A 12,662-nucleotide genomic window follows, 5' to 3' on the forward strand; every position below is an offset into this window, starting at 1 on the left:
ATTCAAAACGGAAGCTCCTCCTTGGTTACAGTCACCGAAATGTCCTCTGTCTTCTTCCGTTCAAGAAAGCGGACGGATTCCGCTACCACCTCTGTTACGTAAATGCGCTTCTTTTCCTGATTATCATAATGCCTTGTCTGGATCCGCCCGGTTACTCCAATCAGGGTTCCTTTCCGGCAATACTGAGATGTATTTTCAGCCGTTTTCTTCCATAAGGTGCACTGCACAAAATCTGCATCGATTTCACCCTTCTGGTTGCGGTACTGGCGGTTAACTGCCAGTGTCACATTTGTTACCGGAATTCCCTCCTGTGTCCTTTTCAGCTCAGGATCCTTTGTCAGCCTTCCGACCAGGGTCACTTGATTGATCATGGTATTCATCTCCTCTCTTTGATAGCCTTATCATAGCCGGAACTTCTTCACTATGTAAAAAAGCGAAAATGTGTTTTTCACAGTGCTTTTTCGGCAATAACACCGTTAAAATTTAATTTTCCGCCCCTTTTCGGCAAAAAACTGCCTCGATAATGCGATTTTCAGCATTAATAAAAAGAAAATTCGACAAACTGTCAAATTCGCTTTCAGTTTGGGCTGTGTTATAATTTTTTAAAACAACTTATTTTAGAGATGGAGGTAAGCCATGAAAACATTTAAACTTGTTTCTCTGCAATTGGTGGAAGAAAATGGCCTGATTGATATTGAACTGGATGATGGATTGATTATCAATAAAGAAGATGAGAAGAGCAGCTGGCTTCTGGAGGCATTTATTGATAAATCCTATCTTGAGTATTTCAAAAAGCGCGCTGATGATAATGATGAGCTGACCATCCAAGTTGTTATTACCAAAAAAGAAAACGATCCAGCCGCATTCCAAACTAAAATTACCTCTATCAGCGAACTGGAAAACCATATCAGCATCCTTTTTGAGGGATCACTCAAAAGAACGAAAAATGATTACGCCGAATTGCTGCTTCAGGACCTCTTGGACAAGGGCTATATCGGCGACAATCTCCTCGATGAATTCAAGGTTAAGATGCAAAGCAAGCCGCGCCTTGCCACTGCTAAAAAGGAAAATAAAGAAACTCCCGCTCAGTCATGACGGGAGTTTTTCTTAACTATTACTGATCTTTATTATCCTCATCCTGCATATCAAGCTTATCTTCCACAGCATCTTCGCCCGGCTCGTTGTTGTCTTCCATCATGTCGCCGTCGTCATCTGTGTTGATGTCGTTGTCATCTGTGTTTTCATTCAGATCATTCGTCATATCGCCATCATTTACATCACCATTATTATCCTCAGTGATTGTATCATCTTCCGGCGGCGGCTCCTGGTTGTCAGTAGCACAGCCTGCCAGTAGCATGGCGGAAAGAGCGGTTCCTCCGATAAGTGTTAAAAGCTTTTTATTCATCGTTAAAGCTCCTTTCAAAAGATGTATTGTTGACCTGATGCATTGGTCTTCCTTTATATTTCCCAAAAACCGAAACAACTTGCATCTTTTTTTACAGAAAAAATCCCGCACATTGTGTACGGGATTACCAACTCTTATCTTTCAATCGCAAACATAATTTCCGCTTCCATCGCGACTTCGCCATCAACGGTCGCACGGGCTTTGCCTTTTCCTATTCCTCTGCGGACGGAGAGCAATTCGACTTCCATGATGAGTGTATCGCCGGGCCGCACCTGGCGTTTCCAGCGGCATTTTTCCACACCGGCAAAAAAGGCGAGTTTGCCTTTATATTCATCCAGTGACAGCAGTGCCACAGCACCTGTCTGCGCACAGGCTTCAAGCGTCAGGCATCCCGGGAATACATTGTAATTAGGGAAATGCCCATTGAACACTTCCTCGTTGGCACTTATATTTTTTTTGCCGACAGCTCTTTTTCCAGGCTCAAGCTCTTCAATGGAATCCACGAACAGGAATGGATATCGGTGAGGGATGATTTCTTTGATTTCTTCTACATTTAATTTCATATGTATCGCTCCCATGCATTATTTAGTACCAGATACTAATAGCTTATATTTATTTTACTAAAAAATTGATGATACGCAAAGTGCCAACAAAAAAAGAAGGGTTTTGAGCCCTCCTTTCCATTTTCTATTCTTTTTCCACCAGTTCAACTATATGCATCCAGGTGGACTTTGAAAAAATATCCTTTACTTCGCCGCCGCCAATGACACCATACCCGACCGCGGCTCCTGCCGTAACGCTCAGGAAAATTAAAAGCACGACAATAATAATCCGAAGCCAGATCGGAATGAGACGGATGCGAACCCGCCCTTTACGCGGTGACTCATCTTTGCTGCGTTCATTTTTCAGTTGTTCACGCGTCTTGACTGCTTCTTGATTACTGTTGTTTACTGACATTTTATTTCCCCTTTTTATCTAACGTATTCCATTGACCAGTCCCATCATTTGATCAGCCATGGAGACGGATCTGGACTGAAACTGATAAGCCCGCTGGAGGTTGATTAATTCTGTCATTTCCTTGGACAAATCCACATTGGACTGTTCCAGGGAACCCTGGGCCATTCCAATCTGTCCGCGAAGTGCACCGTTCAGCTCTGTAAAAATCCCCTCGCCGTCTATTCCATCCGGCAGGCCAAGAAGATTATCGCCTTTTTGCTCCAGGAATTGAGGCTTGTTGATCAGGACCACTCCAAGATTGTATTCCTGGATGGCACCATTGGCTGCTTCTGCCAAAAAGCTCCCTGTATCAGTTAGTTTAAAATTTTTAGCCTGTCCATTTATTATAATCGAATTATTATTTTCATCAAGAACCGGCAGTCCGTCCGCTGTCACAAGCATGGTCTCATTATCTGAAACCGGTGTTAAATAAAAAGCGCCTGCTCTGGTAAAACGCACCGCTGCTCCATCTTCCGTCTGCTCCAGCACACGGAAATACTGGCCTTCCTTTGTGAAAGCAAAGTCGAGCGGCCGGTCTGTTGCCTTTAAAGAACCCTGCTGCATGACGATTTGGGACTGCGCCATCTTTGCACCCACGCCCTGCCTGATGCCTGCCGGTGTCAGTCTTCCTGCCTCGGCAGCCGGATTCCGCTGATTATTGAACTGCTGAAAAAGCAAATCAGTAAAATTGGCTTCCCGTCTTTTAAAGGCCGCTGTATCAATGTTGGCCACATTATGGCTGACAATATCCATCTGCTTCTGCAGCTGGGCCAGAGTATTTGTTGCCGTGATCATCGTACGATTCATTGTTTTTCCCCCTTAGCGGGTCTGCGGCAGGTCATTACCCGATCCGCCCGATTTCATTTGCGGCTTTCTCCATACTGCGGTCATATGCCTGCAGAACCTTTTGGTTTGCTTCAAAAAAGCGATAGGCGGCCATCATATCCGTCATTGTACGGGAAGCATCCACATTGGAACGCTCCAGATAGCCCTGCTGAAGCTTGAATTGGACATTCTGTGCATTATAGGCATTTTCGAGGATGCTCTCTTCTGTCGCTGCATAAAGTCCGTCGCCTTCTTTTCTCAGACTTTCGGGATTTTGGGCAAAAGTGATGCCTAGTCTGGCTGTTTCACCCGCCTCACCGGTAATCACACCATCTTCACTTACTGTAAAACGGTCACTGGAGAGCTGAATCCGCTCACCCGCATCATCTAAAATATATAATCCGCCTGCTGTCGTTAAATAGCCCCCGGCATCGATGGTAAAATTCCCATTCCTCGTATAGCGGGGTTCGCCGTCGTTTCCAGCTGCGTTATAAAAAACAGTCCCTCTTAAGCCTGTTTCCGGATTCACCGGCAAATTAAGATCCAGCAATGCCAGGTCAGTACCGAGGCCAGTTTCCTTCATATCTCCCTGCATGAAGGACGGAAGCGTCTCCTGCATATAAACCCCCGTAGTCAGTCTGCCGACTTCATTATTAAAAGGAAAGTTTAGTCCATTTTCAGTCGGCACGGTCTGCTGGCCCATGCGCTTGAGAAGCATTTCCGGAAAAGACCTCAGGCTCGTCTGATCTGCTTTAAAGCCGGGTGTATTGGCATTCGCCATATTATTTGTCAGTACTTCCGTTCTCCGCTGCTGTGCAAGCATTCCGGAAGCAGCCGTGTAGAAACCTCTAAACATCTTTTTCACCTCTATTTATTCCGAACAATCTTTTCTAGCTCTATTATAAAAAACTTTCCGACAATAAACATTAAAAATTTGAAGAATGGAGTCAGATTTTGAAAAAAGCTGTACCTTTTTTTCATCGGCTGAAATGGAAAAATGTTTACAGATAAAACCTTTCAGATGAGCCTAAAAGAAAAACCCGCCAATGGCGGGTCCCTAAGTTATACAAGCTTCTTCTTCGGAAGCTTATCAATATTATCAAGCATAATGCCAGTTCCGACAGCTACGCAATCCATCGGATTTTCGGCAATTAAGACAGGGACTTTCAGCTCTTCCGCCAGAAGCTGGTCGATTCCGTGAAGAAGTGCGCCGCCTCCTGTTAAAATTACCCCGCGGTCAATGATGTCTGCAGACAATTCAGGCGGTGTGCGTTCCAGCACGCTTTTAGCAGCCTGGATGATGACATCAACGGATTCTGCCAAAGCACCCTGAACTTCCTCTGACCGAACTGTAATGGTTCTTGGAAGACCTGACACCATGTCGCGGCCGCGGATTTCCATTTCTTCGTTTTTGCCGCCAGGGAATACAGTCCCAATCGTTACTTTAATGTTTTCAGCTGTTCTTTCGCCGATTAAAAGCTTGTACTCTTTTTTGATGTATTGAAGAATTTCGTTGTCAAACTTATCTCCGGCCATTTTTATGGATGAAGACGTCACAATGTCTCCCATTGATAATACCGCGACATCCGTTGTTCCGCCGCCGATATCGACAACCATGTTACCGCTCGGCTGGAAGATGTCCATGCCTGCTCCGATAGCTGCAACCTTTGGCTCTTCTTCGAGGTAAATCTTTTTGCCGCCGCTTTTTTCAGCCGCTTCCTTGATCGCTTTCTGTTCAACACCTGTCACATTTGTCGGGCAGCAGATCAGAATGCGCGGCTTTGATAAGAAGCCTTTAACATTCAATTTGTTGATAAAATGCTTCAGCATCGCTTCTGTTACATCAAAGTCGGCAATAACCCCGTCTTTTAGCGGTCGGATTGCCACGATGTTCCCCGGCGTACGACCAACCATGCGGCGTGCTTCTTCTCCTACGGCCAGCACCTTGTTTGTATTTCGGTCAATTGCCACTACCGATGGTTCATTCAGCACAATACCGCGGCCTTTAACGTGGATTAGCACGTTGGCTGTTCCTAAATCAATCCCAATATCCCTAGCAAACATTTCTTTTTTTCCTCCTTGCAACATGGCCAGCTTCTGTCCGCACCTTTGAAGGCTCTCTCTATTTAGGCATTCTTAAAGCGAACTTCGCTTATTAATTTTTAGTTAGATGATCAAATCATTATTCGCAACAGCAGTTCAAGCCACGCAAAAAAATCAGTTCTTTAATAAAAGAAATGATTTTGCCTGGCGTCTCTTTAGGAGTCCTAGTCTTTACGAACCAAGTTCTATCCTAATTTTATATTTTATCACATTCCTTGTGAAAGCAGTAACATTTTGACAGAATTTGTGAGACTTTTTGCGGGTTTTTGTCGAAATGGGGAAAAGGATGCAGGCGACTTGAAAAGGGGCTTAAATCCATAGAGCAAAGCCAAGGTTTCAGGCTATGGAAACAGCTTATGAGCTTTTAGCCCCCGGAGCCGCAATTGAGGTTCATGTACAGCTTTGAAAATTAGCCGTGACACTTTTTAAAATGGCAGTCTTTAACCTTTGACGCCTTTATCGGCGCCATTTGTTTCATTTCATTTAACTGGCTCTTCTTCCATTTCTTCTTTTTTATACTTCATTTTAGTGGCTTCACCGCCGCGAAGATGGCGGATCGATTTATGATAATCCAGGATTTCCTTTACTTCGTTTGCCAGTTCAGGATTGATTTCAGGCAGTCTTTCCGTCAAGTCTTTATGGACTGTACTTTTGGATACGCCAAACTCCTTCGCGATTACGCGAACCGTTTTTTTCGTCTCCACGATATACTTTCCAATCTTGATAGTTCTCTCTTTGATGTAATCGTGCACACCACTCGCCCTCCCCAATTTGGATGTGAGAAGTGTGAAATGAGACTCGCTTTCTGTCTGGATTTTAACTGTATTCCGCATGGATTCCTGATTAATTGAAGTTAATCGTACATGCGCCTGAAATGCTTGCTTTCAGTTTGCGATAATTAAACATGTCCTCAACATATTCATTAGTTTAGTAAAACGATCCCTCACCTCATACATTCTCTTTGTAAGGTTTGTAACAGTTTATTAGCTTGGTTGAGGGAATATGCACGAAAAACGCAATAAGGACAAGGTTTTGTTTAAATTTTTTGAAAATAGGACATCTGGAAGTCAAAATAAGAAATGTTTTCAAAAAATTCTATGGGGTATTTAAAAAATAAGCAGTCTAAAGACCAGTGACAACTTTCCTAATTTCAATTGTTCCATGGATAAGATCCAGGACTTTCCCCGCACATTCGACAAAATTCTTCATTCCCTGTTAATTCATTTCGATGTCAGCAAACTATTTCATTTGCATCAGATAATTGCATATATCTAGGAATTACCGAGCGCATTGAACTATATGGATTTTCGGAAACAAGGGAAAAGAGCCAGGAACTCCTCCCTATTGTGAAGCGGATCGTTATCCCGTACTATTTTTTTCGGAAAACAATTCATTTAATTGGTTATGAAACCATAATATTCCAAAGGATAGGATGAATATAGAATGCTAACACGCAAGGAAAGAATTCAAAATGATAAAAGAAAGAAGATGAAAGCTAGAGGAATGACGGCAGCCAGCACTGTTTTTGCGGCAGTAATTGCGTCAGCGGGTTTTAGCGCTTCAGCAAAAGAAGCCCAAGCTTTGACAGGATTCTATAAAGTGAAGCAGGGAGATACCTTATACAAAATCTCCAGAGACCATGATATGACTGTTAAAGAATTGAAAGCGGTTAACAACCTTAAGTCTGACAAGATCCAGCCCGGCCAAAAATTGGAGGTTCGGATTGAACGACATACAGAAGATTCCTTTGAGACAGCCGTTTATACCGTGGTGCCTGGCGATACACTTTGGGGAATCGCAAAGCGCTACCGTATGAGTGTCAATGAACTGAAAACATTGAACAAATTAAAAAGGGATATGGTCCTCATCAATCAAAAATTGACCATTAAAGGGGATATTTCCAGAACAAACGCAATCATCACCGGTGCTGCAGACAATTTTACGGTGGAATTTAAAAACGGAGATGATTATTTCACATTAAAGGTACCGTATGGAACAGCAACGTCTTATCAGAAAATGTCAGGAAAAAAAATCCTTGTGGTTTACAAGGACGATGCTCTGATCAATATTCAATAAAGGGATGGAAAGCCGGATTCAGCCGGCTTTTCCTCGTTACCCACATCACCCACCCGCTCATCAACATTCCAACCACATATGTCTGACGCTTAATAATGCAGTGACCTCATTTGACTGTCAGTTGCTTTAATCAACTCCCCCCAGGTTTTATGGCCCCTCTGCTGAAATTGATAAAGCAGCTCAACAAATAGATAAGCGGTCGTCAAAGCATCCCCGGCGGCACGATGCCGGTCATAAATGCGGGTGCCGAATGCCATGGCATACCTCTCAAGGTCGCGCATATCGCAGGACGGAGCGATAAAGCCAATCAGATCCAGCGTATCAATGGTCAGGAAATTTTTTAACGAAAGCTTTTCACGTTTACATTCACTTTTAACAGCCAAGGCATCGAAGCTTACATAATGCCCAATCAGGCATACCGCCTCCCTTGATTCGACATACTCAAAAAAACTCTGAATAGCTTCCAAGGCCTGCGGGGCATCCTTTACCAGCTCATCGGAAATAGAGGTTAATTCTTTTATTTCCCGAGAAATTTGTCGTTTTGGGTTAACATATGTCTGAAAAAGGTCCTTTTCCTGCACTTGAAATCCTTTTACCGGGACGGCGCCAATTTCAATGATTCGGTCTGCCGCAGAAACCTGAAATCCTGTTGTTTCCGTATCAAAGACAATAAAATTCAGGTCTTCCAGGGGAGTGGATAACGGAATAGTTTCATACCTTAACGAACATGACACATTTTTTCTGAGAAAAAACATACCAGCCTCCTTTTAAAGCTATAATGAAAATCTTGCAACTGCCTGGCTCTGCAGCTCCTTTAAGGTCTTTAAGCTTAGAATCAATTCTTCTTTTTCACGAGTAAACATTCTGGAAAATGAGACAACGGAAGATGGAGCGGCACCGTTTTGTTCCTGCTGCCAGCGCTGGGTGACATACAACGTAAGTATAGTGCTTACAGACCCTCTCAAATCGTGTGCAAACTCCTTTGAGAATACCTGCCTTTCCTGCAGAAAATCTATTTTTTCAAGCGGTGTGCCTGATAGTTTCCCATGTATTAGGGACAGTATCTGCAGACTATGGTGATAGGGAAATAAAACTTCTTTTTTCATATCCATGCTTTTGCGCTGCAGCTTAAATAGGGACCTGAGCGGCTGATCCAACGTGGGAATAGGATGTTCCCTTTCAAGGTGTGCCAGCCGGTACAAAAAAATTCTGGACCTTTTCATCTGCTCCTGAACCATTGCTTCAAATTTTGCATTGAGCCCTTCACTCCCCGCAATGAACCGATAGGAGAAAAAGTTTTGCGCTAACAATAAATTGTCATTAGTGGATTGAAGCATCCAGGTTCGCAGCCGCTCCTCCCATACTGCCAGCGATCCCCGCCATTTCTCCTCACTGCACATCATGAGACCTTTGCACCGTGCGTAACCTGCACTCTCCATGTTAGAAGTGATCCTTTTCCCAAGCTCTTCAAAAAAATCGCCGGCTTCCTCCGATTGGCTTTCATAAACCAGGAAATGATCCTGATCTGTGAGCATGAACTGCTCTCCACGGCCGCTGGAGCCCATATGATAGAAAGAAAATTCGCATGGCTGCTGCAAGCCTTTTTCCCTCAGTTCAGAAATAGATAGTGCTACAATTCTGCCGCTCATGCGATCGTATAGCTTTGTAACGATCTCAAGCGTTTTTAATATAGGAACACGATCTTTTATTAAAGAATCAATTAACTCATAGATGCCGGTTTTCACTTGCGGAAGGCTATCCCGATCGGCTTTTTCAATTTTTTGAACGGTCTTTATCACATTCTCATTTTTCTTTCTCAGCAAATCTGATAACGTCACAACCCCTGCGACCTTTGAATCTTCCATTACGGGCAGGTGTTTTATTCCCTTAAAAAGAATCAGTGAAAGGGCGTCATAATAATAAGCGGACCGTGATATCGTGACTGGACCCGCTGTCATGATGGTGCTTGCTGGAGCAGTTATATCTGCCCCTTCAGCTGCCACCCCTTCCACAATGTCGCTTTCCGTAATAATTCCTTTTAAGCTGTCCTTTTCTATAACGAGAACTGAACTAATCTTTCTGTTAAGCATGAGCCGGGCAGCTTCCTGAATGGTTGCAGCAGTGCTGACTGCGGCTGCCTCACTGCTCATGACATCCTGAACCCGGATCATGAATGCATCGTTTTCCCCATAATCTGTCGCAAGCTTGACCTGTTCTGCAAGTGATGTGTATACATCCTTCAATCTGACGGCTACCTGAGTCAGCAGGTAATCATGAACTGCGGGATCATCCCATCTTTTTCTCACCACTTCAAACGGAATGAATATGGCTCTTACCTCACTGGAAGCCTTGACTTCAACCAACTCTCCCGGGGTCTGTTTGGAAACACCCAGGAAATCAGCGAGGCTGGAGAATCCAATCAGCTCTCCTGTTTGGACCACCTCGAGCACTTCCTCCCTCCCGCTGTGATCGTTTTTCACTAATACCTCTGAAAGACCTTCTAAAAGGAGCAGAAGGCCTTCACGCGGTTTATTTTTTTTCAGGATCATATCATTCTTTTTGTAGTGGCGTACTTCACACATGGCTAGAAGTGAAAGGGCCGTGTCAGATTCCACCCCATGAAAAAAGGGGTGAAACCGCACAGCCTCCAAATTGTACAGGTTATACAGATTTTGATCCATCATCGTTCATCCATACTTCACCATCTTTATATACCATTTGCTCCGGATAGCGAAGATCCATAACTTCCTCCTGAATTTTTTGCGAAGGAGCAGCTGTCATTAGAGAAACAATGATATTAGCTGCAAATGCAGCTGTAGCACCAAACACGCCGGCACCTGTATCAATGATTCCCAGGATTGTAAATCCGCCATATTTAGCTGCAAAGATGTACGCCAAAGTAACACCTAACCCGACCAGCAGGCCGGCAATAACACCCTGTGAGTTTGAACGCTTCCACCAGACACCCAGAACGAGCGCCGGGAAGAATGTCCCTGTTGCGAGCGCAAATGCCCAGGCAACAATTTGCGTAATGGCTCCTGGCGGGTTAAGCGCGATCACGCCGGCCAAAAGAGTCGCGATGACAATGGACCAGCGGGCAACGGAGAGACGTGTTTTTTCAGTTGAATTCGGTTTTAGCACCCGGTAAAAAATATCGTGAGCAAATGCGGAAGAAATCGCAATCATCAAACCTCCGGCCGTTGATAACGCAGCAGCCATTGCCCCTGCTGCCACCAGACCGATGACAAACATCCCAAGATTGGCAATTTCAGGTGTCGCCATAACCACGATATCATTCGAGATAATGAGTTCCTTCCATTGCAGGACTCCATCGCCATTGCCATCCGCTACCTGAAGCTTGCCTGTATCCACCCAGGTTTTCGTCCAGGCTGGGAGCTCCGTTATTTTGCTTCCGGCAACCTGTGTCATTAAAATGAAACGGGAGAATGCTGCGTATGCAGGTGCAGACAGATAAAGCAAGCCGATGAACAGCAATGCCCATGCTCCCGACCAGCGGGCTGCCTTCATCGTTGATACCGTATAGAAACGGACAATTACGTGCGGAAGTCCTGCTGTACCAGCCATGAGTGTAAACATAAGGGCAAGGAACTGCCACTTCGTTCCATTGGTAAATGGCGCAAAGTATTCAGAGATCCCAAGCTCGCGGTCAAGCTCACCCATTTTACCGACAAGTTCACCGTAGGAAATCCATGGCATAGGGTTCCCTGTTAATTGCAGTGCCATGAAAATGACCGGAATTAAGTAAGCAATAATTAAAATGACATACTGAGCAACCTGCGTCCAAGTAATCCCCTTCATGCCTCCGAATGCAGCATAAAAGGCAATCAGAACGACACCGATCATGGTTCCAAGCTTTGCATCAATTTCAAAAAGACGGCCAATAACTACTCCGGAACCGGAAAGCTGGCCAATCGAATAGGTGAAGCTGATGATGATTGTACAAAGGGCTGCAATCACTCGTGCAGTATGGCTGTCAAAGCGGTCGCCGATGAATTCAGGAACCGTGTAGCGGCCGTATTTCCGCAGCTGTGGTGCCAGCAGGAAGGTTAAGAGCAGATACCCGCCCGTCCAGCCCATAATATAGGCAAGACCGTCATAGCCCAGAAGCATGATTGTTCCCGCCATCCCGATAAAGGAAGCGGCACTCATCCAGTCAGCACCAATCGCCATTCCATTGAAGATCGGCGGCACTCCGCGGCCGGCAACATAGAACTCAGAAGTTTCTTTTGCCTTATTGTAAATGGCTATGCCAATATACAAAGCAAATGTAGCTAAAATGATAGATAATGAGACCAAAAACTGTGTATCCAAGAACATCCCCCTTTTTTTCGATCGATTTTTTGACGCCCCTTTTCTCTCTCTGTATAGCGGAAGCTTGAACAGCCGCTCATTTTTTCGTTAATTAATGATCAAGAACTTTTCCTGAACTGATTTGTTCATTTTTGTTTTCATCAATTCCATATTTCCGGTCAATCGCATCTCCCATTTTTGCATTAACAAACAGCAGAATGATAAATGTCAGTACTGCTCCCTGTGCGCCCATAAAGTAATGGAATGGGAATCCGTTAATGGTTATATCACTTAATGGTTCTGCAAAGAAGACCACGCCAAAAGAGACAAGAAAGCCAATAGCAAAATAAATGATCATATTCCGAGTCTTTTCACGGAAATAACTGTCCGCTACTTTTTTATCGATTTTCTTCAAAACTCCACCCCCGGTAAAAATGATATGTTTGCAGTTTTAATTTTGATGAAAAGATATTATTGGTCAGAAATCACTCCTTATATTGCGATATGTGCAGCCGAATCGCTGCTATTTTACCGGATCCATTTTCCGGATCCGGACAAAACCATTACCTTAAACTGAAAATAAATTTGACTGTATCCATGAAAGGTGCGGGAACAAGGATGATTTGAACGAGGAAGTAAGCAAAGATGGATAGAAATGGGACTGCCAGGAAGATTGGCCTTTTCTTCCTTAAAGCAAGAAAAAGGCAAGTACCTGTAATGATCATCATAGCCAGTAACGGAAGCAATTCGGTTTCCCCCTTTTTAGAAAGCGCTGTCATTTTCCTGCTGCTTTCCGCTTTAAGTTTTAAAATGAATACTTCATTTTCTGATTTCATTTAATTTTAAGAAAATTCATACTTCATTATGTACAAAAATCTTTTTCAGGTCAAGTACATGCTGGAAAAAAATATAAATATTTTTGAAAGACTTTGATATATAAGGTTTT

15 protein-coding genes are annotated in these 12,662 nt (G+C 43.9%); 2 read left to right on the forward strand and 13 right to left on the reverse strand.

The annotated features are described in order from the left end of the window. Nucleotides 1-2: 2 nt before the first annotated feature. Nucleotides 3-371, reverse strand: coding sequence for a single-stranded DNA-binding protein (ssb, locus tag NAF01_RS23590; protein WP_250801348.1), 369 nt, complete (start codon nt 369-371; stop codon nt 3-5). 265 nt (nt 372-636) lie between these two features. Between ssb and NAF01_RS23595 the strand changes: the two genes are divergently transcribed. Further along, entirely contained in the window at nt 637-1,095 is a 459-nt protein-coding gene (locus NAF01_RS23595; RefSeq protein WP_197217663.1) for a YwpF-like family protein, read from the forward strand. A 19-nt stretch (nt 1,096-1,114) separates the two neighbouring features. Here NAF01_RS23595 and NAF01_RS23600 read toward each other — a convergent pair whose 3' ends face one another. The 7 genes from NAF01_RS23600 to spoIIID all read right to left on the reverse strand — a co-directional run bounded on the left by NAF01_RS23600 (nt 1,115) and on the right by spoIIID (nt 6,081). After that, nucleotides 1,115-1,405 (reverse strand): hypothetical protein, encoded by a 291-nt coding sequence (locus tag NAF01_RS23600; protein ID WP_048007972.1) that lies wholly within the window; start codon nt 1,403-1,405, stop codon nt 1,115-1,117. 134 nt (nt 1,406-1,539) lie between these two features. Next, nucleotides 1,540-1,968 carry a 3-hydroxyacyl-ACP dehydratase FabZ gene (gene fabZ, locus NAF01_RS23605; RefSeq protein WP_048007971.1) on the reverse strand — a complete coding sequence of 143 codons (429 nt, stop codon included), beginning with the start codon at nt 1,966-1,968 and terminating at the stop codon, nt 1,540-1,542. Nucleotides 1,969-2,092: 124 nt separating this feature from the next. Next, complete coding sequence (locus NAF01_RS23610) at nt 2,093-2,362, reverse strand: DNA-directed RNA polymerase subunit beta (protein WP_159346421.1); 270 nt, start codon at nt 2,360-2,362, stop codon at nt 2,093-2,095. Nucleotides 2,363-2,380: 18 nt separating this feature from the next. Further along, complete coding sequence (locus NAF01_RS23615) at nt 2,381-3,208, reverse strand: flagellar hook-basal body protein (protein WP_250801351.1); 828 nt, start codon at nt 3,206-3,208, stop codon at nt 2,381-2,383. 34 nt (nt 3,209-3,242) lie between these two features. Further along, the gene (locus tag NAF01_RS23620) at nt 3,243-4,082 is read right to left on the reverse strand and encodes a flagellar hook-basal body protein (protein ID WP_250801352.1); all 840 of its coding nucleotides are present in this window, start codon (nt 4,080-4,082) and stop codon (nt 3,243-3,245) included. A 206-nt stretch (nt 4,083-4,288) separates the two neighbouring features. Next, entirely contained in the window at nt 4,289-5,290 is a 1,002-nt protein-coding gene (locus NAF01_RS23625; protein ID WP_048007967.1) for a rod shape-determining protein, read from the reverse strand. Nucleotides 5,291-5,808: 518 nt separating this feature from the next. Further along, nucleotides 5,809-6,081, reverse strand: a complete 273-nt coding sequence (gene spoIIID, locus NAF01_RS23630) for a sporulation transcriptional regulator SpoIIID (RefSeq protein WP_009332173.1) — start codon at nt 6,079-6,081, stop codon at nt 5,809-5,811. Nucleotides 6,082-6,772: 691 nt separating this feature from the next. Here spoIIID and NAF01_RS23635 point away from each other — a divergent pair. Further along, entirely contained in the window at nt 6,773-7,405 is a 633-nt protein-coding gene (locus tag NAF01_RS23635; RefSeq protein WP_250801354.1) for a LysM peptidoglycan-binding domain-containing protein, read from the forward strand. A gap of 89 nt (nt 7,406-7,494) precedes the next feature. On the opposite strand, the gene NAF01_RS23640 is transcribed toward NAF01_RS23635, so the two are convergent. The 5 genes from NAF01_RS23640 to NAF01_RS23660 form a co-directional block, all read right to left on the reverse strand. Beyond that, nucleotides 7,495-8,160: a 3'-5' exonuclease gene (locus tag NAF01_RS23640; RefSeq protein WP_163142351.1), complete on the reverse strand. Its 666-nt coding sequence runs from the start codon at nt 8,158-8,160 to the stop codon at nt 7,495-7,497. Nucleotides 8,161-8,178: 18 nt separating this feature from the next. Then, nucleotides 8,179-10,086: a DUF294 nucleotidyltransferase-like domain-containing protein gene (locus NAF01_RS23645; RefSeq protein ID WP_434964690.1), complete on the reverse strand. Its 1,908-nt coding sequence runs from the start codon at nt 10,084-10,086 to the stop codon at nt 8,179-8,181. Continuing rightward, nucleotides 10,067-11,737: a sodium:solute symporter family protein gene (locus tag NAF01_RS23650; RefSeq protein WP_048007963.1), complete on the reverse strand. Its 1,671-nt coding sequence runs from the start codon at nt 11,735-11,737 to the stop codon at nt 10,067-10,069. The genes NAF01_RS23645 and NAF01_RS23650 overlap by 20 nt, the downstream gene beginning before the upstream one ends. Nucleotides 11,738-11,828: 91 nt before the next feature. Then, nucleotides 11,829-12,131 carry a DUF4212 domain-containing protein gene (locus NAF01_RS23655; protein WP_250801356.1) on the reverse strand — a complete coding sequence of 101 codons (303 nt, stop codon included), beginning with the start codon at nt 12,129-12,131 and terminating at the stop codon, nt 11,829-11,831. 148 nt (nt 12,132-12,279) lie between these two features. Further along, nucleotides 12,280-12,462: a hypothetical protein gene (locus tag NAF01_RS23660; protein ID WP_048008002.1), complete on the reverse strand. Its 183-nt coding sequence runs from the start codon at nt 12,460-12,462 to the stop codon at nt 12,280-12,282. Nucleotides 12,463-12,662 lie beyond the last annotated feature (200 nt).

It is taken from the genome of Cytobacillus firmus (genome assembly GCF_023657595.1).
GTDB classification, from domain to species: Bacteria; Bacillota; Bacilli; order Bacillales; family Cytobacillaceae; genus Cytobacillus; species Cytobacillus firmus_B.

Coding starts and splice junctions, on each gene's coding strand:
- NAF01_RS23635 (WP_250801354.1), top strand. CDS start 6,773: ATGCTAACACGCAAGGAAAGAATTCAAAATGATAAAAGAAAGAAGATG.
- NAF01_RS23625 (WP_048007967.1), bottom strand. CDS start 5,290: ATGTTTGCTAGGGATATTGGGATTGATTTAGGAACAGCCAACGTGCTA.
- NAF01_RS23640 (WP_163142351.1), bottom strand. CDS start 8,160: ATGTTTTTTCTCAGAAAAAATGTGTCATGTTCGTTAAGGTATGAAACT.
- fabZ (WP_048007971.1), bottom strand. CDS start 1,968: ATGAAATTAAATGTAGAAGAAATCAAAGAAATCATCCCTCACCGATAT.
- NAF01_RS23620 (WP_250801352.1), bottom strand. CDS start 4,082: ATGTTTAGAGGTTTCTACACGGCTGCTTCCGGAATGCTTGCACAGCAG.
- NAF01_RS23615 (WP_250801351.1), bottom strand. CDS start 3,208: ATGAATCGTACGATGATCACGGCAACAAATACTCTGGCCCAGCTGCAG.
- NAF01_RS23600 (WP_048007972.1), bottom strand. CDS start 1,405: ATGAATAAAAAGCTTTTAACACTTATCGGAGGAACCGCTCTTTCCGCC.
- ssb (WP_250801348.1), bottom strand. CDS start 371: ATGATCAATCAAGTGACCCTGGTCGGAAGGCTGACAAAGGATCCTGAG.
- NAF01_RS23645 (WP_434964690.1), bottom strand. CDS start 10,086: ATGGATCAAAATCTGTATAACCTGTACAATTTGGAGGCTGTGCGGTTT.
- NAF01_RS23595 (WP_197217663.1), top strand. CDS start 637: ATGAAAACATTTAAACTTGTTTCTCTGCAATTGGTGGAAGAAAATGGC.
- NAF01_RS23610 (WP_159346421.1), bottom strand. CDS start 2,362: ATGTCAGTAAACAACAGTAATCAAGAAGCAGTCAAGACGCGTGAACAA.